This is a genomic window from Streptomyces sp. NPDC107575, assembly GCF_055657265.1.
This window is the reverse complement of sequence record NZ_JBVKBG010000004.1, coordinates 690,968-715,846: the sequence shown is the minus strand read 5'-3', so window position 1 is coordinate 715,846 and position 24,879 is coordinate 690,968. Positions and strand designations below refer to the sequence as shown.

The following is a 24,879-nucleotide window of genomic DNA, read 5'->3' as shown; positions in this document are numbered from 1 at the left end:
CCTCCGTGCAGATGGAAGTCCCCGAAGGCGAAAGCCTACTCGGGCGTAGCTTGGTGCCGGCTATGGGGTGTCAGTGGCCTGACGTAGCTTCGTATCCATGAACGACACCTCTCCTTATGTCGCCTCGGTGGGTCGGTACGGTTCCATGGAGTACCGGCGCACGGGCCGCAGCGGCCTCAAGCTCCCCGCCGTCTCCCTCGGACTGTGGCACAACTTCGGTGACGACCGCACACTTGCGAGCCAGCGCTCGATCCTGCGCCGCGCCTTCGACCTGGGCGTCACACACTTCGACCTCGCGAACAACTACGGGCCGCCGCCCGGCAGCGCGGAGCTGAACTTCGGCAAGATCTTCGCCCAGGACTTCGCGCCGTACCGTGACGAACTCGTCATCTCGACCAAGGCGGGCTACCGGATGCACCCCGGCCCGTACGGGGAGTGGGGCAGCCGCAAGTACCTGATGTCGTCGCTCGACGCGTCCCTGAAGCGGATGGACCTCGACTACGTCGACATCTTCTACTCGCACCGCTTCGACCCGGACACCCCGCTCGAGGAGACGATGGGCGCGCTGGCGTCCGCGGTCCAGCAGGGCAAGGCGCTGTACGTGGGCGTCTCCTCGTACAGCAGCGAGCAGACGGCCGAAGCGGCGCGCCTGCTCCGGGAGATGGGCGTTCCGGCGATCATCCACCAGCCCTCGTACTCGATGCTCAACCGCTGGACCGAGGACGACAACCTGCTGGACACGCTGGAGGCGGCCGGGATGGGCTGCATCTCCTTCGCGCCGCTCGCGCAGGGCCTGCTGACCGGCAAGTACCTGAAGGAGATCCCGGAGGGTTCGCGTGCGACGCAGGGCAAGTCGCTCGACCCGAACCTGCTGAGCGACGACGTCGTCCGCCGGCTGAACGGGCTGAACGACATCGCGCAGCGCCGCGGCCAGTCGCTCGCGCAGATGGCGCTGAGCTGGGTGCTGCGGGACGAGCGGATGACATCGGCGCTGATCGGGGCCTCCAGCGTCAAGCAGCTGGAGGAGAATCTGGCGGCGCTCGACGGGCCGAAGTTGACCGACGAAGAGCTGACCGAAATCGACTCGTTCGCGGTCTCCACGGCGGGCACCAACATCTGGAACGGCCGGCGCTGAACTCCCGTGCCGGGAGCGGGGGTTCGCCCGGGCACTCCCGGGACAGAAAAACGGGCCGGTCCGTGGGGGGGGGGGGGATACGGACCGGCCCGAGGGGGGGTTTCCACCATAACCCTTCGTAAGTGCCGCCGCTCGCATCGGCGTGCCACAACTACGCTCCGAAGTCGTCCGGCGACGCCCGGAGGTGGCTTTCAAGCCGTCCCGCAGCAGGTTCGAGGGGGTGCGCGGCCCGGATGCGCGGGGATTCGCGGGGCCGGAGCCCCCGGCGCGGCGTCCCTCTCCCGTGTTACGCGCGAGGTTGACACGCGGGCGATGACGGCCGGGGCACCGCGCGGCCCCCTCCACCGCGCGGTACCGACGCGCAGCTTTGCTCACGCGAATTGCCGTTGGTCTGAACTTACGTGATTCTTAGGCCGCATTCGATCGCGTATCGATAACGATCCGGATCGGCCGCTCAGCGCGTCCAGGCGCGCTCGCGCAGCAGGCGCAGGCCGTTGAGGCCGACCAGGACGGTGGAGCCCTCGTGCCCCGCGACGCCGAGCGGCAGCGGCAGGTGCCCCGCCAGGTCCCAGATCACGAGTCCGGCGATGAAGACACCGGCGACGACGAGATTCTGGACGACCAGCCGGCGCGCACGCCGGGACAGCGCCACGGTGCGCTCCAGGGCGCCCAGCTCGTCCCGCACGAGGACCGCGTCCGCGGTTTCGAGGGCGAGGTCGGAGCCGCCGCGGCCCATGGCCACGCCGGTGTGCGCGGCGGCGAGCGCGGGGGCGTCGTTCACCCCGTCGCCGACCAGGAGGACGGTGCGGCCCGCGGCCGCCAGCTCGCGTACGGCGTGCGCCTTCTCGTCGGGCAGCAGACCTGCCCGTACGTCGCCGGGGGCGATGTCGACCTGTCGCGCGACGGCGGCCGCGGCGTGTTCGTGGTCGCCGGTGAGGAGGATCGGCGCGGTGCCGGTGCGGGCCCGGAGGGCGCGGACCGCCTCCGGGGCGGCGGGGCGGAGGGTGTCGGTGAGGGTGATTCGGCCGGCGAGCCTGCCGTCCACCTGGACGGCCACCTCGGTGCCGGGGGTGGATGTGGCGTCGACGCCGAAGTGGTGCGGGGAGCCGGCGGCGACTTCGGGACGTCCGTCGTCGGGGCCGCCCCCGAGGACCCGTCCCGAGACACCCTTGCCCGGCATCGACTCGAAAGCCTCCACGGGGTGCGGCGTCAGGCCCCTGTCGTGGGCCGCCGCGACGATCGCCCGCCCCACCGGGTGTTCGCTCTGTTGCTCCACCGAGGCCGCCAGGGTCAGCAACTCGGCCTCGGTGTACGGGGATTCGGGGCGGACCTCCGTCACCTGGGGGACGCCTTCCGTCAGCGTTCCCGTCTTGTCGAAGGCGACCGTGTCGGTGCGGCCGATGCGTTCCATCACCACGGCCGACTTGATGAGCACGCCGTGGCGGCCCGCGTTCGCGATCGCCGACAGCAACGGCGGCATCGTCGCGAGCACGACGGCGCACGGCGAGGCCACGATCATGAACGTCATGGCCCGCAGGAGCGCGTCCGTGAGCGCGTCGCCGAGGGCGAGCGGGACCAGGAAGACCGCGAGGGTCGCGGCGACCATGCCGAGCGCGTAGCGCTGTTCGACGCGCTCGATGAACAGCTGGGTCGGCGCCTTGGTGCGGGTGGCCTCCTCGACCAGGGCGACGATGCGGGCGATGACCGTGTCGGAGGGGTCGCGGGCGACGCGGACGCGCAGCGCGCCCGTGCCGTTGAGGGTGCCGGCGAAGACCTCGTCGCCGACCGTCTTGGGCACGGGCAGGGGCTCGCCGGTGATGGTGGCCTGGTCGACGTCGCTTGCGCCTTCGAGGACGCGGGCGTCGGCGCCGACGCGTTCGCCGGGGCGGATCAACAGCACGTCGTCGACGGCGAGTTCGGAGGCCGGGACGGTCTCCTGCGTCCCGTCGGGGGCGAGCCGGGTGGCGGTCGCCGGGGCCAGGTCGAGCAGCCCGCGGACGCTGTCCTCGGTGCGGGCGGTGGCGAGGGCCTCCAGGGCGCCGGACGTCGCGAAGATGACGACGAGCAGGGCGCCGTCCATGACCTGCCCGATCGCGGCGGCGCCGAGCGCGGCCACGACCATCAGGAGGTCGACGTCGAGGGTCTTCTCGCGCAGCGCCCTCAGGCCTTCGAGCCCGGGCTCCCAGCCCCCGGCCACGTAGGCGACGGCGTACAGCGGGCCCCACAACCAGACGGTGGCGTCGAGGAGTTGGAGCGGGAGGGCGAGGAGGAAGGCGACGGTCGCGAGCGCCGCCCAGCGGGCCTCCGGGAGGGCCAGGACGGGGGTGCGGGCGCCGCGGACGGCGGTGCGCGGCGCGGTGGAGGCGGGCGCGGCGGCCTCGGCCGGTGCGGAGGCGGACACGGGTGCAGGCATGGGCCACACGATACAGGAACACATGAAGACCTCTTCATGCATGCCATGGATGACGGCCGTCGCCTGGATACGATGAGCCCATGGGCCATGGAATCGATCACAAGAGCAGCACGCGCGAGCGGCTCGACGCCGTGGGCGCGGCGGATGTCGCGGCAACGCTCCAGGCCCTCGCGACCCCGTCGCGGCTGCGCATCCTGGCCCGTCTGCAGGAGGGGCCGTGCGCGGTCGGCGATCTCGCGGAGGCGGCCGGCCTGGAACAGTCGGCGTGCTCGCACCAGCTGCGGCTGCTGCGCAATCTCGGCCTGGTCAGCAGTGAGCGCAAGGGGCGCTCGATCGTCTACGCGCTGTATGACGACCACGTCGCGCAGCTTCTCGACCAGGCGCTCTTCCACGTGGAGCACCTGCGCCTCGGACTGCGCGACGAGGCGTAGCTTCTGCGGCCGTTTCCTGCGGTCGTGCCGCCCTCAGTGCAGGGCGAGACGGATGCCGGCGATGCGACCCGCCTCGTCGAAGCCGATCTCGGCGGGGACGGAGCCGGGCAGCTCCGCGGCGATCTGCCCGCCGTTGTCCCGGTACGCCACCCCGTGGTGGTCGAAGAAGCCCGTGACCAGGCGCCGGGCGTCGACACCGAGCAGCCCTTCGGCCTGTACGAGGGTGCGCGGCAGCGTGACCGGGTCGAGGGCGGCGCGCGGCACCTGCGGATCCTCGGGCAGGAAGTAGACCTGGGTCTCGCGGTTCGCGGGCACGCCGATGTAGCCGGGGGCGCCCGTCACGCCCATCCCCGCGAAGGCGAGGGTCTCGGCGGCCCGCCGGGGGTCGGGGAAGCCGGACAGGTCGAGCACCTGGGTCGTGAACTCGGATATCCCCTGGCTCTGGCCGAAACGCCCCACCTGTTCGGAGAGCGCCGCGATCGGCGTTCCGCGCAGTTCGGGGTTGGCCCAGCCCCACATCCACGACCGCTGGGCGGCGTCGTACGTGCCGAGGACACCGACGCGCAGGTCCACATGGCCCTGCCGGTACCGGCACGTCGGCAGGTCGGCCGTCCACGACGCCCCTTCGGGCAGGAACCCCATGAGAGCTTCGAGCTGAGCGCCACCCCACGCCGCGTGCCGCTCGGTCTCGTACAGGAAAGCTTGGCTGAATTGCGTGTGGCTCATGGGGCGGGACCTTACGCGAGACGGCTGTAGAGGCCAGATTTACGGAGGTGCCCGGGGGCCCGGCTAGGGCTTGCGGGCCTCGAAGAGATGCCGGGCGCTGTGCGCCACGAACGGCCCGTCCGCCCTGATCTGCCGGTCCAGCGCCCGGAGTTGGGGTTCGTACGCCTCTACCGTGAAGTCCGGCACCATCCACACAACCTTGCGCAGAAAGTGGACAACTGCGCCGATGTCGTAAAACTCGATGCGCAGCCGCTCGGCGCGCAGATCGACGATCTCGAGGCCCGCCGCCTCGGCCTCGCGCCGCTCCGCGCGCGGGTCGCGGCCCGCGCGCACCTCGGCAGGCTGCGGGCCCAGGAAGTACTCGACCAGCTCGAACACGCTGCTGGGGCCCACGTGTTGGGCGAAGTACGTGCCGCCGGGGCGCAGTACGCGGGCGATCTCCGGGAAGTTCGCCCTGACCGGGTGGCGGGCGGTGACGAGCTCGAAGGCCGCGTCGGCGAAGGGCAGCGGGGCGTCGTCGGGCGAGGCGACGACGACCACTCCGCGCGGACCCAGGAGGCGGGTGGCCTTGTCCACATTCGGGGGCCAGCCCTCGGTCGCGGCCATGAGGGGCGGCAGCTTCGGGGCCAGGTTCAGCACCTCGCCGCCACCGGTGTGCAGATCGAGGGCGGATTCCGCGTGGGCGAGCCGCTCCCCCATGAGGCGGGCGTAGCCCCACGAGGGCCGCTCCTCGGTGGCCCGCCCGTCGAACCAGGAGAAGTCCCAGCCGTCGGTGGGCGCGGCGACGGCCTCGGCGACGAGCTCCTCATAGGGACGGTCCGCGTGAGAGGGACGAAGGTTGTCGGAAGTGGTCATGCCGCGCATGATCGCAGTCACTCCGGGTCGGATTCATCTCGATTTCACCGGTACTGGGGGTAGCCCCCGGGCGGGGGCGGGGGTTGCCCCTCTTCCGTAGAACAGGGGGATCGCACGTACCCTTGGCGTTCCCCACTGGCATTCCCCAACCCCCATACCTCCATCAGGCCCGTCCGTCCTACCGCCTCACCGCAGAAATGCGAGCACATGTCCGTACGTTCCGCGATAGCGACCTGGCTGACCCGCCTCTACTTCTCAAGGCTGCGCAAGAAGGGGGGCAGCCTGGACCTCTCCGTACTGTCGAAACTCCCCGACGCCGCGCTGCTGCCGCTGCGCCGCGAGGGCGTCGACCCCGTTCCCGAGATCGGCGTGCTGCGCGACCGGGAACCCGTGAGCAAACTGCCGATCCCCGGCATGACGGTATGGCTGGTCTCCGGATACGACGAGGCGAAGGCGGTCCTCGGCAACGCGAAGGCGTTCAGCAACGACTTCCGGAACCTGGTGGGGGTGGGCGGTGCCGAGGCCGAGCAGCACCCCGGCGGCCTCGGCTTCTGCGATCCGCCGGACCACACGCGGCTGCGCCGCCTCCTGACGCCCGAGTTCACGATGCGCCGCCTCTCCAGGCTCACGCCGCGCATCCACGCGATCATCGAGGAGCAGCTGGCGCAGCTGGAGAAGGCGGCCCGCGAGTCGCCCGACGGCACGGCCGACTTCGTCGAGCACTTCGCGATGCCGGTCCCCGCGCTCGTCATCTGCGAGCTGCTCGGCGTCCCGTACGAGGAGCGTGACGCGTTCCAGCAGTTCTCGGTCGCCCGCTTCGACGTGCTGGGCGGCGCGGGAGCCTCGTTCGGCGCGGTCTCCCAGTCGCTCGACTACCTCCGCGGCGTCGTCGCGGAGCAGCGCCGCGACCCCGGCGACGGGCTGCTCGGCATGCTGGTGCGCGAGCACGGCGACAACATCACCGACGAGGAGCTCACGGGCCTCGCGGACGGCGTCCTCACCGGCGGCCTTGAGACAACGGCGAGCATGATCGCCCTCGGCACCATGATCATGCTCAAGGACCGCGAGCACTTCACGGCGCTGCGCGACGCGGAGGACCCGGCGACGGTCGCGGCCCCGTTCGTCGACGAACTGCTGCGCCATCTGACCGTGGTGCAGACCGCGTTCCCGCGGTTCGCGCGCGAGGACACCGAGATCGGCGGGGTCACGCTCTCCGCCGGCGACATAGTCATCGTCTCCCTGAGCGCCGCGGACCGCGATCCGCGGCTCGGCGGCGAGGGCGACGACATGGACGCCTTCCTGCCCTCGCGGCCGCCCGCCTCCTCCCACCTGGCGTTCGGCTACGGCATCCACCGCTGCATCGGCGCGGAGCTCGGCAAGATGGAGCTGCGGGCGGCCTTCCCCCAACTGGTGCGGCGCTTCCCCGAGTTGCGGCTCGCGGTGGAGCCCTCGGAGCTGGAGTTCCGGAAGCTGTCCATCGTGTACGGGGTGGACCGGCTGCCGGTGTACGTGGACTGACGCGGGGCCGGGGTGTCGGGCGGCGGAGTGTCGTGTTACCTCCAATAACCCCCCGACCACTTTGGTGAACTCCCGCACTGGGTAAGGGTGTTCGGGCTCGCTAGCGTCACTGTATGAGGCGACGTAAACGTAACGGCACGACGGGGATCACGTCGTTGCAGCGCGTACGGGACCGGGCGCAGCGGCGGCGCGAGGCACGGCGGGCGCGCAGCCTGAGCAGGCGCCTCGGGCGCAGGGCCGAGCGGGTGCGCCCGTGGCTCCAGATCGTGGCGGATGTGGCGGCGCTGCTGGTGAGACTGGTGCGGTGAGCCGCGGGCGGTCCCGCGAGCGCGTCCTCAGCTCGACTTCGGGAGGGAGACCTCCACCCTTCGGTTCTTCTTGCGGCCCTGTTCCGAGCCGTTGTCCGCGATCGGGTAGTCCTCGCTGTAGCCCCTGACCTGGAACGTGATGTTCCCGCCCTTGGCGCCGAGCGCCGCGTTCAGGGCGTCGTGGACGGATTCCGCGCGGTTCTTGGAGAGCTTGAGGCCGTGGGCGTACGAGCCGAGGTTGTCGGTGAACCCGAAGACCCGTACGGAGCTTGCCTTCTGGTTCTCGATCTCGTCCGCGATGGCCTGGATCCGGGACTTCGCGTCCGGGTTCAGCTTGGCACTGTCCTTGGGGAAGAGCACCTCGGCCTGCAGCGCGAACGTCACGTCCTCGTTCGTGTCCGTCCGCCGCTCGTCGCCGGACAGGTCCTCCACGACCGACTTGATGTCCAACACCTTGGCGGGCGCGAGCGTGGCGCCGTCGGCGAGCTTCAGGCCGGGGCTGTTGGCGTCGACGGAGGGCGGCGGGGAGCTGCTGGTGCTGCCGGGTGGGGCGCCGGTGGGTTCGTCGTCGGCGACCGCCACGCCCGTGGTGAGCAGGAGGGCGGTCGCGGCGGTGAGGACGGTGGGGGCGCGGTGACGTCGGGGCATGGTTACTCGCCCTCGGTGAGGTTGAGTTGGGCCGGGGGCATGGTGGGCACCTGGAATTGAACCGACTTCGTACCCTCCGGCGGCGACGGGAACTGGGCGAACCAGTCGCGGGTTTTACCCTGGTCGATCCCGCCCTGGAACTTCGTGCACAGGCACCGGCCCTCGGTGTCCCGCAGAACCAGGTACTTCTTCTTGCCCTCCTGGTCTACGACGCTGGCCCCGGCCATCGATCCGACGCTCCCCTGCAACTCGGTCTCATCGCTCTTCCAATCAGCGCCGACCCATATCCCGGAGGTCCCGTTGGTCACGGTGCCGGTGAGGTTGAGGTACCCGCCTTGATCGCGCGTTGCCGACGTGACCGTGAGCGTCATGCCGTTGCTCTTCACCTCGGCCAGAGGCTTGTCCGTCGACGGCGCCGAGGACTCGGCCTTTCCGTCGCTGCCCTGCTGCGCCGGCGCCGAGGACTTCGCGCCTTTTCCTTCGCCCTTGTCGTCGTCGCCTCCGCAGGCGGTCACGGACAGGACGAGCCCGGCCGCGATCACTGCCGCAGCCACCGCCCGGCGGGTGGTCGTCGTACGCCGAAGGTTCATCGCTGCGGCTTCCCTCTCTCGTCAGTCGGCAAGGTGGACGGCGAACAGATCGGACGCGTCCGGCAGGTCGTCCAGGTCGAAGTCCTCGGGGTCGAACTCCAGCTCTTTGTCACCACAGGTGAGTTGCAGGGACTTCTTCAGGTCGGCGTCCAGCGGAACGTCGCAGCGTGGCTGGACCACGGCTGTGGCGTGCGCCTTCGCCCGCTGGTTCTCTGTGCCGGGGATGATCGTGTCGCCCACCGTGTGGAGGGTCTCCACGCCTACCCGATATCCCGGGTGACCGTTGACCTTGGTGAAAGCCGGGCCGTCCGTGACATCGGCATCGTTGGCTGCGGCCAGGCGGCTCGCCGCTGCGCCCGGCGCACTGTCGTCCTTGGGGTCCATACCGTCCAGCCAGTCCAACCAGTTGTCGCCACCTTCGAGCGCATCCCCCAGCCCCAGCATCAGCTCATCACGAGCGGACTGCGCTGCCGCCAACGCGGCAGCGTCAGCGGCGGACTGCGCACCGTTACGTGCCGAGGCCGCTTGCGCGAAGGCGAAGAAGGCGAATGCAGCGAACAGCAGAATCGCGGTCAGCCAGATATAGATCGGCAATGTAGAGCCGCGGTCACCGCTTGGCAGGCGGGCGCTCAGCCCCCGCCGACGACTCGGTTCACCGCATTGCCGATGGCCTGGGAAATCTTGCTGTCCAGCCCCAGGGTGTCGATGGCCAGAAAGATCCCCGCGATCAGAATCATCAACCCCGCATACTCCACAAACCCGGCCCCCGAATCCCGCCGAGCCCCCCGAACCCGCTCCCCCAGCGCGTATGTCCACGTCACCCACACCCCGATCAGCCGGTCTTTGATCACGGGATCTCCCTGTCTCTGCCGCAGCCGAAGCACCATCCGCAACGTACGCGAACTGCCACCCTCCGCACTCGGTTTCGCGCACAAAAGTGCAGCTCTTGGCCGGAATCTGTCGCCTTGTTTACAGGGGCCTCGGAGGGCCGCATCCGCGCGGGTCAGTCAACTACGGTTCGTCGTACGGGAGTTGTGGTGAAGGTGTTGTAAGGATGGACCTTTGGCGGGTCATCGGGCATCGCTTCGTGGCGGATCGGTGGTGCACTTGATACTCACGGTGGCGACGCTCACACGGGGGGTGTGATGAGTCAGGTGATCGAGACGTGCGTGGGTTGCTCCGCGGTCACGGTCGAGGGGGCCGCGTTCTGCGGTGAGTGCGGGGCCTCGCTCGTCGTGCGGGAGGGTTCGCGTGCGGTCGCCGCTCCGCGATGGGGCGGTCGTGCGGATCTGACGCGGTACCTGTGCGCCGCCGTCTTCCTCGACCGCACGTACGCGGACTCGCTGATCAAGGACATCGCGGCCGAGCCGCATCTCGGCGCCGCGCCCGCTCCCGGCTGTGACGTGCCGGTCGTGCTCCGGTTCGCGTACGCGGCGAACGCCAGGCGGCACGCGCGGGATCTGCTGCTGGCGGCCCTGTGTCTGGCCCTGGTTGTCATGCTGCTGACCGGCAGCTTCCTGAATGTGGTGTTCCTGCTCCTGCTGTTGCTCGCGTGGCTGACGACTCTCGGCTTCAGGCTGTCCACGCTGTACGGCGAACGGCTGCAGCGGTTGCGGCCCGACCGGTTCGATCCCGCCGCCGTGCCCGAGGCGCCCAACGAGGACGCCGCGCGGCGGCTGGCGGAGATCGACGGGTACGCGGACGGGAACGTCAGCGCGTACAGCGGCTTCTCGCCCTTCACCGGGTACGGGCAGGAGCTCGACTCGTGGTCGCTGACCTTCGACGTCACGGCCCCGGACACCGAGGGGGTCCCGCCGCGGGACTTCGATGTCGCGGAGCTGTACGCGTATGTGGCCGGGCGGGTCGGGGCGCTGTCGTTGCCGTGTCTGGAGATCGAGGAGCGGGTCTTCGTCGAGGGCTCGGCGCTGCTGCACGACAAGCGGTTCCTGCCCGAACCGCTGGGGCGGCCCCTCCCCCGGGTGGGCGCCGGGCAGGTGGACGCGCTGAAGCGGGCGCCCGAGGAGACGGCCCGCGTCTATCTGGGGGTTCATTCCACGGGGTGGGGCGGCGAGTTGGTGACGTCGGTGTTCCTGCGCTGCGTCCGCTCGGACTCCAACCTGTTCGTGGAGGCCGTGCCCACCGTGCTGTGCCCGCTGCAGGACCGGTACCGGGTCATCGACTCGCTCATGCCGAGCCCGAGCTTCCGCGAGTTCATGAGCCTGCTGGGGCAGAGCGTGTTCAGCACCCCGTTCGTCCTGCTGGCCGCCCCGGCCCGGGCGATCATGGGGTTCTCGCCCGACTTCCGGATGCGGCGCAGGCGCAAGCGGCAGCGCCGGCGGATCGTGAGCCTGAAGGCGTTCGACTACGGCGCGCGGCAGAGCGTGCGGCAGCTCGCGGCGTCCCGGGACCACCAGCGGTACTTCCAGAAGGCCGACTCCGGCATGGTCCTCAAGACCGTGGAGCGGCGGATCCTCGACGCGCTTGTGGAGTTCGCGGAGGACCACGGTATCGATCCGGGCGATCTCAGGCGCCGCCAGGACATGATCATCAACAACGGCATCATCGCGTCGGCGGGCGCCAGGGTGGAGTCCAGCTCGGTGGCCTCGGGCGACCGGTCGCGGATCTCGACCGTGCTGAAGAGGATCCCGCGGCCCAAGACGGACTGAGCACCTTCCCATGGTGGGCCGGTCCGGGACCGGCCTCGGACAAAGGACGAGAACGGACATGGAAGAGCGCATCAACAAGGGCGTGATCGCCGGTGCGAAGGCGACCGTCTCCCACGTGGCGGTCGCCTCCGGGGACCGGGCGCGTGTCGACTACCGGGTCACCGAGGCGGGCGACCAGGGCGGCTCGGCGGGGCAGTTGGGGCCCGCCGAGATCAGTGAGCTGCTCGCGCAGCTGATCGACGGGCTGCACCGGTCCGACCACCCCGACCGGGCGGACCTCGCCGAGTTCGCCGAGGACGCCCGCGAGGAGCTGGCCTCGGACGCGCCGCGCACCGGCAAGCTGCGGCGCGTGGCGCGGGCGCTGGTGGAGGCCGTGCCCGGGGTCGCCGGGCTCGCCTCGCTGGCGGTGACCATCGAAGAAGCCGTGCGGAACCTGTAGCCGCATGGCCACCCGCTACTGCATCCGCTGCGGCGCCGGCACCGAGGACGCGAGGCTGTCGTTCTGCCCGCGGTGCGGCACGGCGTACGCCGGTCAACGGCCGGAGCCCGCGCCGCGACCGGCCGACAAGGCCGCCGACGACTCGGCGTACATCCGGGTGGGCCCCACGCGGCTGCCGCGGCTGCTTCCCGTGGCCCTGCTCGCCGTGCTCGTCGCGGCGGGCACGGCCGTGGGCGTCACCCTCGCGAACAGGGACGACGACTCCGGCCCGCCTCCTTCGACCCTCGCGTCGTTCTCCTCGGCCACCTTCGAGGACCCCGGCACCGAGGCCGTACCGACCGAGCCCGAACCCGAGCTGCCGACCGAGCCCACCGTGCCGGAGGAGACGCAGGAGACCGAGACCGCGGCCTCGGTGGTGGAGTCGTACTACGCCGACCTCAACGCCGGTGACTTCGACGCCGCCTGGGACCTGGGCGGCTCGAACATCGCGACGGAGCAGACGTACGAGGAGTGGGTCTCCGGGTTCAGCACGACGCGGAGCATCACGGTCGACGCCACCGACGACGGTTTCGACTCGGTCGACGTCCACATCACCTCGACCCAGACCGACGGCACGACGGAGCGGTACCAGGGGACGTACACCGTGACGGACGGGGAGATCACAGCCGCCGATATCCAGAAGGCGTCCTAGCTGCGGTCAACGCCCCAAGATCGAGCCGAAGTTGGTGCCGGACCCCAGGAACATGCCCGTACCGATCAGGATCATCGTCGCCGGCAGCATGAAGACCAGCGTCACCATCGTCGCTTTCGGGATCGTCTTCGCCGCGCGGCGGCGGGAGTTCTGGGCGTCCGTGCGGCGCATGTCCGTGGCGAGCTGGATGAGGGTGTCCGCGATCGGGGAGCCCAGTTCCTCGCCCTGCTGGAGCGCGGAGACGAACTGGGCGACCTGCTCGGAGGCGTTGCGGCGGCGGAGTTCGTCGAAGGCCTGGCGGCGGGGGACGCCCATGTCCATCTGGCGCAGGGTGATGCGCAGTTCGTCGGCCCACGGGCCCTCGTACTTCTCCGAGACCCGGTCGAGGGCCTGGCGGAAGCCGAGGCCCGCCGAGACGACGACCGCGAGGACGTCCAGGAAGTCCGGGAGCGTGCGGTCGATGACCTCCTTGCGGTCCTTGACCGCCTGCCAGATGAGCGCGTCCGCCGCGAGCGCGCCGAACGCGAGGGTCAGGAGGCCGAAGAGCGGGCTGTCGGCGGAGAGGAAGACCAGGCCCATGACCAGGCCGAACGCTCCGTAGACCGCGCGCCGCGCCGCGTACCGGTCGATCGTCAGGCCGCCCGGGTTCCCCGCCATGTCGATCTTCCGGCGCTTCGCGTCCACACGGCGCGGGCCCATCAGGCGCAGCACCAGCGGCGCGAACCGCATGCCGAGGCGGTCGACCGCCGAACCGGTGGTCGAGACGCGGCTGGCCCCGACCTCCAGGGCGAGGGCCAGGTCGCTGGGCACCTTGGCGTCCGCCCGGTACATGCGGACGCCGAGGCAGATGCCCAGGACCGCCGCCCCCGCGAGGGCCGCGAGGAGTACGCCCACCATCGTTGTCGACATCGTCTGCTCACACCTCGATTCGGCCGAGGCGGCGGATCACGAAGAAGCCGATGCCGTAGAGGCCCAGGGAGATCAGAATCAGCGTGCGCCCCACCCCGGAGTCCGTCACCCGTGCCAGGGCCCCGTCGTTCGAGGCGTTGACCATGATGAGGGAGCCGAGGCCGAGGAGCGGGACGGTGAAGGCCGTCGCGTTGACCTCGGAGAGCATCGTGCGGATCTCGCGGCGGGTCTCCTTCCTGTCCTCCAGGGTTTTCGTGAGGTTGCGCAGGGAGGAGACCACCGTGCCGCCCGCCTTGTTGGACAGGACGAGGGTCGTCACCAGGACGACCAGTTCCCTGGAGGGCAGCCGGGTCGCCAGTTCGTCCAGGGCGTCGTCCACCGAGCGGCCCAGCGCCAACTGGTCCGCCACGCGCGAGAGTTCCTCGCCCGCGGGCGCCTCCAGCTCCTCCGCCGCCATCGCGAGCGACGTACGCAGGGCAAGGCCGGCGGCCGTCGCGTTCGCCAGGAGGCGGGCGACGTCCGGAAGCTGGTTGATGAAGGCCTCGATGCGTTTCTGGCGCTGCCAGTTGAGGAAGATCAGCGCGCTGTAGACGGTCACCAGCGCGGCTATCGGGCCGAAGAACGGCGCCAGTGTCGACGCCGCGAGCAGCCACAGGCCGACCGCGACCACGGTCACGTACACCGCGAACTCGCCCGCCGTCACGTCCAGGCCCGTCGCCGACAGGCGCTGGTGCACCCAGCGGCCGAGGCGGGTGCGGCGCAGGCGGCGGTCGATGGTGGTGAAGCGGCGGGCCCGGCCGCCCGCTCCTGCGGCGGCATGGTCGCCGCCCGCCGGGTACGCGTCCAGGCGGTCGGCCAGCTCCTGGCTCCGGGCCCGCCCCGAGGCCAGCGCGTGGACGCCCGCGATCGCGACGGCGCAGGCCAGGGCCGTGGCGCCCAGGGCCAGCAGAACGGCGGTCGTCATCCCGTCGCCTCCCTCGTGTTCAGTACGTCCACCGACTCGACGACGCCGAACGCCGGTGGCACCGCCTCCCCCGCCACGTACAGCCGGTCGGCGAGGAGGCGGGGCAGCGGGAGGTGCTCGTAGTAGCCGCGGACCCGGCGGATCTCGTCGTCCGTCGCCCCGGAGACGTAGGGCTGCGCGACGAAACGGGTCGCGGTCGCGATCCGGAACTGTTCGCGGCCGTGCGAGATGAGGAGGGCGATCTCCGTGACGCGGCGGGAGCCGTCGGCGGCGCGGGTGAGCTGGACGAGGACGTCCACCGCCGAGTTGATCTGGTCGCGCAGCGCCTCGAAGGGGACGTCGACCTCCGACATCGAGCCGAGCGTCTGGAGGCGGGTGAGGGCGTCCTCCGCCGTGTTCGCGTGGACCGTGGCGAGCGAGCCGTCGTGACCGGTCGACATCGCCTGGAGCATGTCGAGCGTCTCGCCGCCGCGGACCTCGCCGACGATGATGCGGTCGGGGCGCATGCGCAGGCTGTTGCGGACGAGGTCGCGGATGGTGATCTGGCCCTTGCCCTCGACGTTCGCGGGGCGGGATTCGAGACGGATCACGTGCTCCTGCTGCAGTTGGAGCTCCGCCGAGTCCTCGATCGTGATGATGCGTTCGTGGGGCGGGATGAGGGCCGAGAGCGCGTTGAGGAGCGTCGTCTTTCCGGAGCCCGTACCGCCGCTGACGATGATGTTGAAGCGGGCGCGGACGCAGGCCGCGAGGAACATCAGCATGTGCTCGTCGAGCGAGCCCAGTTCCAGGAGTTCGTTCAGGCTGTACGCGCGCGGGAAGCGGCGGATGGTGAGCGTGGCGCCGGTGAGCGAGAGCGGCGGGATGATCACGTTGACGCGTTCGCCGGTGGGGAGCCGGGCGTCGACCATGGGGTTCGACTCGTCGACGCGGCGGTTCACCGTCGAGACGATGCGTTCGATGGTCTGCATGAGCTGCTCGGCGGAGGCGAAGCGGAGCGGGAGTTGTTCCACGCGGCCCGCGCGTTCCACGAAGATCGAGTCCGGTCCGTTCACCATGATTTCGGTGATCGAGGCGTCCGCGAGGAGGGGTTCGAGGATGCCGAGGCCGAGGGCCTCGTCCACGACGCGGCGGATCAGTTGGGTGCGCTCGGTGGACGAGAGGACCGGGCCCTCGCGGCTGATGATGTGGCCGAGGACGCGCTCCAGGCGGACGCGGCGGTCCGCCGCGGCGAGCGTGGACATCTCGGCGAGGTCGATCTCCTCGAGGAGCTTGGTGCGGTAGACCGCGACCAGGCCCTCGTCGCGGTCGGGGGGTGTGGCGGCGCCTGGGCTGCCGCCTGCGGGGTCGCGGGTGGCGATGACTCGGGAACGTAGGCTCATCTCCTCGCCACCTCAACTTCCTGCGTCGGTGCGGTCGTTCGGCATGGTGGCGGTGCGGTGGACGTCCCAGCCGTCGAAGAGGGGGATGACCGGGGGGACGCGCACGGTGACCGTGTACGTCACGGTGTCGTCGGTGCCGTTCGGCTCCGCCTGGGGTTTGAGCCAGGCGCTCGTCGAGGCGGCGGCGGCCGTTTGGGCGGTGCCGGGGGTGAGGGATTCGGCGCGGGCCGCGGCGCGGGCGGCGGATCCGGCCTGGTTGGCGGCGTAGCCGACAAGGCCGAGTTGGATCGCGGCCATTCCGATCACCAGGAGGAAGGGGAGGAAGCCGGCGAACTCCAGCATGGAGACTCCGCGGTCGCCGGTCAGGTTTCGGTGGGGCGGGGTTGACGTCTCGGGGCTCTGCCCCGGGCCCCGCTGGCTCTCGTCCAAGTGCGGGGCTTGAATTGGCCGCACCGGCCTTGCGCGGGCCCTCATCGGGTCGCCTCCGTTGCTGCGCCTGCCTCGCCCTTGACCGTCCAGCCGGGGTTGACGCCCGGGAAGAACAAGGGGACATCCACGTTGACCGTGGCTCGCGTCACCGTGCCCTCGTTCGCGCACGTGATCTGGGCGTCCTGCCACGCCCCCGGCAGGTTCTTGCGGCCCGCCGCGTCGCACGCGCCCTGGCCGTCCCCGCCGGAGGCATACGCCGATGTCGCCGCGCGCGCCGCCTCGTCCGCCGCGTTTCCGGCCAGGGAGTACGTGTAGCCCCACAGGACGCACTGCCACATCAGGCCCATGACGACCAGGACCAGGGGGAACATCGCCGCGAATTCGAGGGTCACCGCGCCCTTGTCGCCGCCGCGGCGGCGGGCCCGGCGGCCGGACGTCGGGGGCGTGGGGGTGGCCACCAGGTCGAGTTCCGCCGCCAGCGCCCACATCGACTGCTTGACCGAGGAGCGGTTGTCGAGGTCCTGCATGCGGCCCGCGTCGACCGCCGCCTGGAGTTCCTTGTACGCGGCCGGGATCGAGGTGCGGGCCGTCCTCGTGCCCGTGACGCGTTCCACCAGCGACGGCTGGATCTCCGCCGAGCGGGCGTGCCGGTTGACGACCGTGAGGGTCTCCTCCGCCTTGCGGACCTGGAGGCGGTCCCAGAGGCGGACCATGCGTTTCGCCGCGCGTACCGCCACGACGTCCGGGGTGACCAGGAGGACCGCCTGGTCGGCGAGTTCGACGGCCGTGGTGTTCGCGGCGCCCATCTGCGTACCGCAGTCGACGACCACCACGTCGTAGCGGGCGCGCAGGGCGTGGATCACCTGGCGGGCCACGCGGTCCGTGACGTCCTCGCCGCGTTCGCCGTCGGCGGGGGCCAGGATCAGGTCGACGCCGGACTCGTGGACGAACGCGGCGTCCTGGAGGACGCGGGGCGTGATGTCGCGGATCGCGGCGAGGTCGGCGACGGAGCGGCGGAACTGTACGTCCAGGTAGGAGGCCACGTCGCCGGACTGGAGGTCCAGGTCCAGGAGGGCCGTTGTGCGGCCTGACGCCCGTGCGGCCAGGGCCAGTTGGACCGCCGTGACCGTGGTGCCCACGCCGCCCTTCGCGCCCGCCACCGCGACGACCCGGCCGCCGCCGCCCGCCGGGACGAGTTCCGTGCCGGTGCCGCCCGCCAGGTGGCGGCGCATGCCGGCCGACCAGGATGCCGCCGCCTGTACGCGTTCCGCGAGGGCGTCGTAGCCGAGCGGGAACGCGACGATGCCACGCGCTCCGCTGTCCATCGCGGCGGTGAGGAGGGCTGGGCCGGTGTCGGCGGTGAGCAGGACGACGCCCACCGCGGGGAAGCGGAGGACCAGGTCGCGGATGAGGTCGAGGGCGGGGACCGGGCCGATGCGTTCGTGGACCAGGACGACCTCGGGGAGTTCGTCCAGGGACTCGGCGGCGAGGCCGGCCAGGGTGTCGAGGAGGGCGGTGGCGTCGGCGACAGGTGGGGCGGGTTCGGCGTCGGGGAGCTGGGAGAGGAGGGTGACGAGGCCTCTGGCGGTTTCCGGGTCCGCTACCGCCGGGAGGATTCGGGTGGTCATCGGCGGCACGCTCCGTTCCGCGGCACCGTGGTTGACGACTCGGGGCTCTGCCCCGGACCCCGCTGCTCAATCGCCGCAGGGGCTTCAGATGGGCTCACTTGTCGCCCTCCAGCGTGTACGAGCGGTCCTCCGGGGTGATCTTTTCGTCGTCGCCCGGGGCCACCAGGGCCAGCCGGACGTGGGTCGCGAAGGACTCCGCGTAGGCGACCCGTTGGGCGTCCGCGGGGCCGAGGGCGAAGGTGATCGGGACGGCCTCGCCCTGCCTGCGGGTGGAGTTCTCGCTGTCGGCGGCGCCCTGTTGGTCGATCGGGGTGAGCTTGCCGACGTCGATGACGCCGGCGTTCTCCACGATGACCTTGGACTGGTCGCGCTCCTTGTCGTTCTCGGCCTTGAAGGTGGCGTAGATGTTGACCTTCGAGCCGGGGTTGATCTTTCCGGCGACGCCGGTCTCCGCGTCGATCATGATGGCGATCTCCTGCTGGCCCGCCTCCAGCTTCGGGCGGTCGACGATCATGTCGGACTGCAGCAGGGAGCCCTTCTTGAGCTGGGTGACGGCGATCTTGCCGCGGATCTCGCCGAGGTCGGTGACGGCCGTGTCGGACAGCCACCGCTTCGGCATCCGCACCTTCTCGAACTGGTCCGCCGTGAGCTGCTTGTACGGAGGCACGTCCTGTTTCAGCTCGTACGCGTCCTTCTCCGGCCCCACCTTCGAGTCCACGTCCTGGATCACGGCCAGCACACCGGCGAACGCGCCGATGGCGCACAGGGCCGAGACGACCAGGAGTATGACGCCGCGGCGCTGACGTGAGTTCATGGACCGAGCAACCTCGTTGGTAGGGGCCAGTGGGGTCGGGGTGGGGTCAGTGGTGGCTTGCGCGTGGGAGCGCCGTTCGGGTCGAGCCCGCCGCCGGTGCGAGCGCGGAGCGCGCCGTGGCGCCCGCGCTCTCGGGTGGCGCCTCGCCGGCCAGCGGCGCGGCGCAGAACCCGCAGCGGTCGCCGATGAGTTCGAGGCCGCACCAGTGGCACTGCTCGCGGCGGACGGACGAGACGAGCTGGTAGAGCACGGAGATGTCGGGGATGGCCGCCGCGAACTCGACGATCCGGCCCGGGCTGCCCGGCTTGCCCGTCGCCCACCAGCGCGGCGAGTCGGCCGGCAGTCGCGTCCGCGACACGCTCTGTACGCGCCAGGCGGGGGCGAGGACGCCGGTGAGCCAGTCCGGGGTGTGCTGGCCGACGGCGTAGACCATGCGGGTGCCGAAGGTGGGGCCAGTCGGGGTCTCCGAGCCGGTCAGGCGCAGCAGTTGGGGCTGGGGCGAGGCGACCACCGCGAACTGGGCGTTCGGGGACCAGGACTTCGCGTGCGCCTTCAGGGAGACCGGGACCCGGTCCAGTTTGGCGACCGAGCCGACGACCGCGCCCGCGTGGACGTAGTGCGCGAGCAGGCGGGCCGAGGAGGCCAGGACGCCGGGGCTGAAGTCGCAGATCGACAACTGGCGCAATTGCAGCGCGAGGACGGCGAGGCCGAGGGGCGGGAGCGCGGGGCGCAGGATCGCCATCCGGTCGGTTTCCAACACCGAGCGGATCGAATGCAGCCGGTGCACGGTCGCTTCCGGCGCCGATTCCGGGCAGAGCACGATCACGTACCCGTGCTGTTCGATCAGCGTATGGACGTCGGTCAGGGCCCGGTCGAGCGGATACTTCTGCTGCGGTTCACCCACGGGCAGCACGGTGGCGGTCGGTGTGTGCCGGTCCGGCGAGGCGAGGACCAGGTCGGGGTCGGTCACGGCTATGGCGGTCGGCACGCGTGAACCCCCCGGTCGTCGCTCTGCGTCCCTCCAGCGGCGCCTCGCGGTGCCGCTGCTCCAGCACCATATCCACGCAGCCGCCCCGCAACACCCCACTTCGCACTGTTCACGGGGCGATCGGAGCGGTCCTGTGGCGGGTTGGCGAAGAAGCGCCGGTGACAACCCTTGACAAGTTCAATGGTCTGGACCAGCTTGTACGGCCAGCAGCTGCTTCCCCAACTCCCCCCACATCTCCCCCACTTCGGTGCCGGGAGCCCTCCCCCCACTTGGAGGAAGAAATGGCGCATTCCTATCGCAGACGGTCCCGTATCGGCGTACTTCTCGGCGCGTTCACGGCGGCGGCGCTCGCCGTGGGCACTCTCGCCACGACAAGTACGGCGAATGCGGCGAGTACGGCGGAAAGCTCCACGGCCGCCGTTCCCGCGCACGCGGTCACCGGCTACTGGCAGAACTTCAACAACGGCGCGACCGTGCAGAAACTCGCCGATGTCCCGGACGCGTACGACATCGTTGCCGTCGCCTTCGCCGACGCGACCGCGACGCCGGGCGCCGTCGACTTCACGCTCGACTCGGCCGGTCTCGGCGGCTACACGGAGGACGCCTTCAAGGCCGACATCAAGGCCAAGCAGGCGGCCGGCAAATCCGTGATCATCTCGATCGGTGGCGAGAAGGGCACCATCCAGGTGAGCGATTCAGCCTCCGCGACCGCCTTCGCCGACTCCGTGTACGCGCTCATGCAGGAGTACGGCTTCGACGGCGTCGACATCGACCTGGAGAACGGGCTCAACTCGACGTACATGTCGCAGGCGTTGAAGTCGCTGGCCGGAAAGGCGGGCGGGGACTTCGTGCTCACCATGGCGCCGCAGACCATCGACATGCAGTCGACGTCGGCCGAGTACTTCAAGACGGCCCTCGCGGTGAAGGACATCCTCACCGTGGTCAACATGCAGTACTACAACAGCGGTTCGATGCTGGGCTGCGACGGCAAGGTCTACAGCCAGGGGACGGTGGACTTCCTGACCGCCCTCGCCTGCATCCAGCTGGAGGGCGGGCTCGACCCCTCGCAGGTCGGCATCGGCACGCCGGCCTCGTCGAGCGCGGCGGGCAGCGGCTACGTGGCGCCCTCCGTCGTGAACGACGCGCTCGACTGCCTCACCAAGGGCACGAACTGCGGTTCGTTCAAGCCGTCGAAGACCTACCCGGGCCTGCGCGGCGCGATGACCTGGTCGACCAACTGGGACGCCAGTTCCGGCAACGCGTGGTCCTCGGCCGTCGGTCCGCACGTCGACGGCCTGTAGTCACCCGCGCGGGCAGCGCCACCGCTCCCCCGGTGGCGCTGCCCGCACCCGGGCCCCGTACGGATCAGAAGAACTCCGACCAGGGCTGGTCCCAGATCTGCTTCACGCACAGCACGACGAACAGCAGTCCCGCGATCGTCAGCATGCTGTTGCTCAGCCAGCCGTTGCGCCAACTCGCCGGAGTGCGCGAGGAGTTCAGGAGCCAGACCAGGGTCAGCGCCAGGAACGGCATGAAGGCCGCGCCCAGGACTCCGTAGATGATGACCAGGCGGAACGGCTGGCCCTGGAAGAGCAGAATGATCGGCGGGAACGTCATCCACAGCAGGAACGCGCGGAACGGCCAGCCCTTCTCGCGGTCGCCGCGTGCCACTTCCTCGCCGGTGACGACGCGCGAGAGCCGGTAGCGCTCGACGAAGTCGGCGAACATCAGGCTCACGCCGTGCCAGACGCCGATCAGCGAGGTGAAGGACGTCGCGAAGAAGCCGACTAGGAAGAGCTTCGCCGTCGCCGTGCCGTACTGGTTCTCCAGGATCTTGGAGAGGTCCACGAGCCCCTTGTCGCCCTCGGCGATCGCGGTGTGGGACGAGTGCAGCAGTTCCGCGCCGACGAACAGCATCGCCACGACGAAGATGCCGGTGGTGATGTACGCGACGCGGTTGTCGAGGCGCATCACCTTCATCCACGTCGTGTTGGTCCAGCCCTTCGCGTTGACCCAGTAGCCGTAGGCGGCGAGCGTGATCGTGCCTCCCACGCCGCCGATCAGGCCCAGCGTGTTGAGGATCGAGTCCTTCTCGTCGGGGAGGACCGGGAGCAGGCCCGCGAAGGCGTCGCCGAGGTGCGGGGTGACGCGGATCGCGAGATAGACAGTGACGACGAACATGACGCCGACGAGCACCGTCATGACCTTCTCGAAGACGCTGTACTTGTTCAGCCAGACGAAGACCAGGCCGACGACGCCGGACAGGATCGCCCACGGCTTGATCGACCAGTCGGCCGGGAACACGTCGGGGAACAGCGCCTGCAGGGGCAGTCCGCTCGACGACATCGCCGCGGCGCCGTACACGAAGCCCCAGATCACCGCGTAGATCACGAAGAAGTACGTGGTCCACTTGCCGAGGCTCGCCCAGCCGTCGAACAGGGTGCGGCCGGTGGCCAGATGCCAGCGGCCCGCCGCCTCCGCGAGGCTGATCTTGACGAGGCAGCCGAGGACGGCGGCCCAGAGCAGGGTGTAGCCGAAGTTGCTGCCCGCGATGAGGGTGGCGACGAGGTCGCCCGCCCCGACACCCGTCGCGGCGACGACGATGCCGGGGCCGATGTACTTCCAGCTGGATTTGCGGGGGCCTGGGTCGGAGGAGGTGGTGCTGCCGGTTCCTGGGGTGCCCGTGGTGTCCGCCATGAACACCAAGGGTGCGCAAAGCGGCGCCGCTGGCAAGAGGCCCGTCAGGAACTCATTCCTCGAAGTACGTGTCCAGCGCCTTGTCCAACTGGTCGGTCCACTCGGTGAGGCGGGCCTTGTCGGGCGCCTCGACGTCGTTCGGGAACCAGCGGCTGTTGGGCATGTGGACCGTCACCGTGAGGCGCTTGCGCGTGGTGCCGAACTCGACCGCGCTGATCTCGTCCCAGGTGAAGTCGGCCTCCTGGTCGTCGAGCGTGAAGCGGACGCCCTTCGCGTCGACGGTGATGGAGCCGCGGCGGTCCTTGGCCTCCATGACGGGGCCTTCGGCGTCGGGCTCCGCGGCGGCCTCGGGGGTCTCCGCGGTCTCGGCCTCCCCCGCGGCCTCTTCGGGCTCTTCGGGCTCTTCGGGTGCTTCGGGCTCCGGCGTCACCTCCCGCGCCGGTTCCGTGGCCTCCTCGGCCTCCGGCTCCCCGACGGGGGCCGTCAGACCGGGGATGTGCGCCGGGTCGAAGCCGGCACCGGTGACGGGCGTGACCTTCTCGTTCTCCATACGCTGCTCCACGGGCGGAAGTATGGCGGACAAGCCTGTGCCGCACCTCCCCCAGGGGTGGGTGCGGCACAGGGGCGGGGCGCCGGGCGCTAGACGAAGAGGCTGAGCACCAGGGCCACCACGAATCCGGCGACCGAGAGGACCGACTCCAGGACCGTCCAGGAGCGCAGGGTGTCGCGCTCGGAGATCCCGAAGTACTTGGAGACCATCCAGAAGCCGCCGTCGTTGACGTGCGAGGCGAAGATGGAGCCCGCCGAGATCGCCATGATGACGAGGGCCGTGTACGGCTGCGAGTAGTCGCCGGCCTGCAGCAGCGGGCCGACGATGCCGGCCGTCGTGACGATCGCGACCGTGGCCGAACCCTGCGCGACGCGCAGCACCAGCGAGATCAGGTACGCGAGGACCATGATCGGCAGGCCGATGCTGTTGAACGTGTCGGACAGCGCCTGCGCGATGCCGCTCGCCTGGAGGACGGCTCCGAAGACCCCGCCCGCACCGACGACGAGCAGGATGTTGGCGACCGGCTTCAGGGACGCGGTGGACACCGTCTCCAGGGACTTGCGGGACCAGCCGCGGCGCAGCCCGAGCAGGTAGTACGCGGCGAACAGCGCGATGGTGAGCGCCACGAACGGGTTGCCGAAGAACTCGATGACGGAGCGGGGCGTCGACGGGTCGAGGGCGATCGAGGAGAACGTCGCGGCGAGGATCAGCACCAGCGGGATGGCGATGATCGTGAAGACGATGCCGAGCGGGACCGGGTCCTCGCGGGGCGTGATGCCCTCCTTGCGCTGCTCCTCGGCGAGCGCGGCCTTCGCCTCGTCGGCGGCCTCGACCATGTCGTGCGGCACGGGCACGAAGATCTTCTTGCCGATCCAGGCGGCCCAGGCCCACGCGGCGAGCACGGCGGGGATGCCGCAGACGATGCCCATGAGGATGACCCAGCCGAGGTCGACGTGGAGCAGTCCGGCGGCGGCGACGGGGCCCGGGTGCGGCGGCAGGAACGCGTGGGTCATCGACAGCCCGGCGAGCAGCGGCAGGCAGTACAGCAGGATCGACTTGCCGCCGCGCTTGGCGGCCGCGTAGACGATCGGCGCGAGGACGAAGATGCCGACGTCGAAGAAGACGGGGATGCCGAAGATGAGTCCTGTGAGGCCCATCGCGACGGGGGCGCGCTTCTCGCCGAAGAGGTGGATCAGACGGGACGCGAGCACTTCGGCTCCGCCGGACACCTCGAGCATCGCGCCGAGCATGGTGCCCAGGCCGATGATGATCGCGATATGTCCGAGGGTACCGCCCATGCCGTCCTCGATGACGGAGGTGGCGGTGGACTTCTGGACGGTGCCGAAGAGTTCGGTGACCGAGAGGCCGGCGGCGAGGCCGACGGCGATGGAGACCGTCAGAAGGGCCACGAAGGGCTGCAGCCTGGCCTTGATGATCAGGAAGAGCAGCAGCACGATGCCGAGGACCGCGACGGTCAGCAGGCCGGCCGTGCCGGGTATCAGGAGGAGCAGACCACCGGTGTGCTCAGGCGTGTCCGCGGCGGCGGACGCGAGGGGGGCGTACGGGGACATCGTTGACCTCGTAAGTACATGGGGGGATGCGGGGCGTTTCCAGCGTTTTCAGACAGGAGGGATCGCGGTGCGGCGCCCCGCGGGGCGCCGCACCGTGGCACGGCGGGGGTGGCTCAGCTCAGGACGGCGAGCGCGTCGATCTCGATGAGCAGGCCCTTGGGCAGACCGACGTAGACGGTCGTGCGGGCGGCGGGGGCCTCCTTGAGGCCCTGGCCCTCGAAGTACTCGTTGTAGATGGCGTTCATCTCGGCGAAGTGGTCGACGTCCGTCAGGTAGACGCGCATCATCATGACGTCGTCCCAGCTCGCGCCGCCCTCTTCGAGGATCGCCTTGACGTTGGCGAACGTCTGGAGGGTCTGCTCCTTGAGGGTCGGGCCCGCGGGAGTCGGGGCCTTGCCCTCCTCGGCGGGCAGGAAGCCGACCTGGCCGGCGACCTGAAGGATGTTGCCCTTCTTGACGCCGTGGGAGAACTTCGCCGGCGGGGTGGTGTGGGTGGAGGGCGTGAGGGCGGTCTTCTCGGACATGTGAAC

The 24,879-nt window shown here is 70.4% G+C and carries 26 protein-coding genes; 8 read left to right on the top strand and 18 right to left on the bottom strand.

Annotation, left to right across the window (positions count from 1 at the left end; all coding sequences use genetic code 11):
• Nucleotides 1–97 precede the first annotated feature (97 nt).
• Entirely contained in the window at nucleotides 98–1,135 is a 1,038-nt protein-coding gene (gene mgrA, locus ACZ7L4_RS22950) for an L-glyceraldehyde 3-phosphate reductase (protein ID WP_472105080.1), read from the top strand.
• 454 nt (nucleotides 1,136–1,589) lie between these two features.
• Here mgrA and ACZ7L4_RS22945 read toward each other — a convergent pair whose 3' ends face one another.
• Nucleotides 1,590–3,548, bottom strand: a complete 1,959-nt coding sequence (locus ACZ7L4_RS22945) for a heavy metal translocating P-type ATPase (RefSeq protein WP_472105078.1) — start codon at nucleotides 3,546–3,548, stop codon at nucleotides 1,590–1,592.
• 80 nt (nucleotides 3,549–3,628) lie between these two features.
• On the opposite strand from ACZ7L4_RS22945, the gene ACZ7L4_RS22940 reads away from it, so the two are divergent.
• Entirely contained in the window at nucleotides 3,629–3,979 is a 351-nt protein-coding gene (locus ACZ7L4_RS22940; RefSeq protein ID WP_399227676.1) for an ArsR/SmtB family transcription factor, read from the top strand.
• A 33-nt stretch (nucleotides 3,980–4,012) separates the two neighbouring features.
• On the opposite strand, the gene ACZ7L4_RS22935 is transcribed toward ACZ7L4_RS22940, so the two are convergent.
• Nucleotides 4,013–4,705, bottom strand: a complete 693-nt coding sequence (locus ACZ7L4_RS22935; protein ID WP_472105075.1) for a DUF6882 domain-containing protein — start codon at nucleotides 4,703–4,705, stop codon at nucleotides 4,013–4,015.
• A 63-nt stretch (nucleotides 4,706–4,768) separates the two neighbouring features.
• A complete protein-coding gene (locus ACZ7L4_RS22930; RefSeq protein ID WP_472105073.1) occupies nucleotides 4,769–5,560 on the bottom strand; it encodes a methyltransferase domain-containing protein in 792 nt (263 codons plus the stop codon).
• A gap of 207 nt (nucleotides 5,561–5,767) precedes the next feature.
• Here ACZ7L4_RS22930 and ACZ7L4_RS22925 point away from each other — a divergent pair, with 207 nt between their 5' ends.
• Together ACZ7L4_RS22925 and ACZ7L4_RS22920 are read left to right on the top strand one after the other, a co-directional pair.
• Nucleotides 5,768–7,078, top strand: coding sequence for a cytochrome P450 (locus tag ACZ7L4_RS22925; protein WP_472105071.1), 1,311 nt, complete (start codon nucleotides 5,768–5,770; stop codon nucleotides 7,076–7,078).
• Nucleotides 7,079–7,191: 113 nt separating this feature from the next.
• Nucleotides 7,192–7,386: a hypothetical protein gene (locus ACZ7L4_RS22920; RefSeq protein ID WP_472105069.1), complete on the top strand. Its 195-nt coding sequence runs from the start codon at nucleotides 7,192–7,194 to the stop codon at nucleotides 7,384–7,386.
• A 27-nt stretch (nucleotides 7,387–7,413) separates the two neighbouring features.
• Here ACZ7L4_RS22920 and ACZ7L4_RS22915 read toward each other — a convergent pair whose 3' ends face one another.
• From ACZ7L4_RS22915 to ACZ7L4_RS22900, 4 genes are read right to left on the bottom strand one after another with little or no spacing between them, the layout of a single operon-like run.
• Nucleotides 7,414–8,034: an OmpA family protein gene (locus ACZ7L4_RS22915; protein ID WP_472105067.1), complete on the bottom strand. Its 621-nt coding sequence runs from the start codon at nucleotides 8,032–8,034 to the stop codon at nucleotides 7,414–7,416.
• A 2-nt stretch (nucleotides 8,035–8,036) separates the two neighbouring features.
• Entirely contained in the window at nucleotides 8,037–8,624 is a 588-nt protein-coding gene (locus ACZ7L4_RS22910; RefSeq protein ID WP_472105065.1) for a hypothetical protein, read from the bottom strand.
• Between the two features lie 21 nt (nucleotides 8,625–8,645).
• A complete protein-coding gene (locus ACZ7L4_RS22905) occupies nucleotides 8,646–9,218 on the bottom strand; it encodes a pilus assembly protein TadG-related protein (RefSeq protein WP_472105063.1) in 573 nt (190 codons plus the stop codon).
• A 35-nt stretch (nucleotides 9,219–9,253) separates the two neighbouring features.
• The gene (locus ACZ7L4_RS22900; protein WP_472105061.1) at nucleotides 9,254–9,475 is read right to left on the bottom strand and encodes a hypothetical protein; all 222 of its coding nucleotides are present in this window, start codon (nucleotides 9,473–9,475) and stop codon (nucleotides 9,254–9,256) included.
• A gap of 294 nt (nucleotides 9,476–9,769) precedes the next feature.
• On the opposite strand from ACZ7L4_RS22900, the gene ACZ7L4_RS22895 reads away from it, so the two are divergent.
• The 3 genes from ACZ7L4_RS22895 to ACZ7L4_RS22885 are packed head-to-tail and all read left to right on the top strand — an operon-like array spanning nucleotide 9,770 to nucleotide 12,420.
• Nucleotides 9,770–11,290 (top strand): zinc ribbon domain-containing protein, encoded by a 1,521-nt coding sequence (locus ACZ7L4_RS22895; RefSeq protein WP_472105059.1) that lies wholly within the window; start codon nucleotides 9,770–9,772, stop codon nucleotides 11,288–11,290.
• A gap of 58 nt (nucleotides 11,291–11,348) precedes the next feature.
• On the top strand, nucleotides 11,349–11,729 hold the full coding sequence (locus ACZ7L4_RS22890) for a hypothetical protein (protein WP_472105057.1): 381 nt from the start codon (nucleotides 11,349–11,351) through the stop codon (nucleotides 11,727–11,729).
• Nucleotides 11,730–11,733: 4 nt separating this feature from the next.
• The gene (locus tag ACZ7L4_RS22885; protein WP_472105055.1) at nucleotides 11,734–12,420 is read left to right on the top strand and encodes a hypothetical protein; all 687 of its coding nucleotides are present in this window, start codon (nucleotides 11,734–11,736) and stop codon (nucleotides 12,418–12,420) included.
• A gap of 6 nt (nucleotides 12,421–12,426) precedes the next feature.
• Here the strand turns inward: ACZ7L4_RS22885 and ACZ7L4_RS22880 are convergent, their stop codons facing one another.
• The 7 genes from ACZ7L4_RS22880 to ACZ7L4_RS22850 all read right to left on the bottom strand — a co-directional run bounded on the left by ACZ7L4_RS22880 (nucleotide 12,427) and on the right by ACZ7L4_RS22850 (nucleotide 19,531).
• The gene (locus ACZ7L4_RS22880; RefSeq protein ID WP_472105053.1) at nucleotides 12,427–13,329 is read right to left on the bottom strand and encodes a DUF5936 domain-containing protein; all 903 of its coding nucleotides are present in this window, start codon (nucleotides 13,327–13,329) and stop codon (nucleotides 12,427–12,429) included.
• A gap of 7 nt (nucleotides 13,330–13,336) precedes the next feature.
• Nucleotides 13,337–14,293 carry a type II secretion system F family protein gene (locus tag ACZ7L4_RS22875; protein ID WP_472105051.1) on the bottom strand — a complete coding sequence of 319 codons (957 nt, stop codon included), beginning with the start codon at nucleotides 14,291–14,293 and terminating at the stop codon, nucleotides 13,337–13,339.
• The gene (locus ACZ7L4_RS22870; RefSeq protein ID WP_472105049.1) at nucleotides 14,290–15,672 is read right to left on the bottom strand and encodes a CpaF family protein; all 1,383 of its coding nucleotides are present in this window, start codon (nucleotides 15,670–15,672) and stop codon (nucleotides 14,290–14,292) included. Before ACZ7L4_RS22870 ends, ACZ7L4_RS22875 begins: the two co-directional genes overlap by 4 nt.
• A gap of 12 nt (nucleotides 15,673–15,684) precedes the next feature.
• Nucleotides 15,685–16,014, bottom strand: coding sequence for a TadE/TadG family type IV pilus assembly protein (locus ACZ7L4_RS22865; protein WP_472105047.1), 330 nt, complete (start codon nucleotides 16,012–16,014; stop codon nucleotides 15,685–15,687).
• A gap of 128 nt (nucleotides 16,015–16,142) precedes the next feature.
• The gene (locus ACZ7L4_RS22860; RefSeq protein ID WP_472105045.1) at nucleotides 16,143–17,729 is read right to left on the bottom strand and encodes an AAA family ATPase; all 1,587 of its coding nucleotides are present in this window, start codon (nucleotides 17,727–17,729) and stop codon (nucleotides 16,143–16,145) included.
• Between the two features lie 94 nt (nucleotides 17,730–17,823).
• Entirely contained in the window at nucleotides 17,824–18,543 is a 720-nt protein-coding gene (gene cpaB, locus ACZ7L4_RS22855; protein ID WP_472105043.1) for a Flp pilus assembly protein CpaB, read from the bottom strand.
• A 46-nt stretch (nucleotides 18,544–18,589) separates the two neighbouring features.
• The gene (locus ACZ7L4_RS22850) at nucleotides 18,590–19,531 is read right to left on the bottom strand and encodes a hypothetical protein (RefSeq protein ID WP_472105041.1); all 942 of its coding nucleotides are present in this window, start codon (nucleotides 19,529–19,531) and stop codon (nucleotides 18,590–18,592) included.
• 281 nt (nucleotides 19,532–19,812) lie between these two features.
• Here ACZ7L4_RS22850 and ACZ7L4_RS22845 point away from each other — a divergent pair, with 281 nt between their 5' ends.
• Complete coding sequence (locus ACZ7L4_RS22845; protein WP_472105039.1) at nucleotides 19,813–20,832, top strand: chitinase; 1,020 nt, start codon at nucleotides 19,813–19,815, stop codon at nucleotides 20,830–20,832.
• Nucleotides 20,833–20,896: 64 nt separating this feature from the next.
• Here ACZ7L4_RS22845 and ACZ7L4_RS22840 read toward each other — a convergent pair whose 3' ends face one another.
• The 4 genes from ACZ7L4_RS22840 to ACZ7L4_RS22825 all read right to left on the bottom strand — a co-directional run bounded on the left by ACZ7L4_RS22840 (nucleotide 20,897) and on the right by ACZ7L4_RS22825 (nucleotide 24,873).
• Nucleotides 20,897–22,228 (bottom strand): Nramp family divalent metal transporter, encoded by a 1,332-nt coding sequence (locus ACZ7L4_RS22840; protein ID WP_472105037.1) that lies wholly within the window; start codon nucleotides 22,226–22,228, stop codon nucleotides 20,897–20,899.
• A gap of 52 nt (nucleotides 22,229–22,280) precedes the next feature.
• Entirely contained in the window at nucleotides 22,281–22,790 is a 510-nt protein-coding gene (locus ACZ7L4_RS22835; RefSeq protein ID WP_472105035.1) for a hypothetical protein, read from the bottom strand.
• A gap of 77 nt (nucleotides 22,791–22,867) precedes the next feature.
• Nucleotides 22,868–24,349: a GntP family permease gene (locus ACZ7L4_RS22830; protein ID WP_472105033.1), complete on the bottom strand. Its 1,482-nt coding sequence runs from the start codon at nucleotides 24,347–24,349 to the stop codon at nucleotides 22,868–22,870.
• A 113-nt stretch (nucleotides 24,350–24,462) separates the two neighbouring features.
• Nucleotides 24,463–24,873, bottom strand: coding sequence for a RidA family protein (locus ACZ7L4_RS22825; RefSeq protein ID WP_426901506.1), 411 nt, complete (start codon nucleotides 24,871–24,873; stop codon nucleotides 24,463–24,465).
• Between the last annotated feature and the right edge of the window lie 6 nt (nucleotides 24,874–24,879).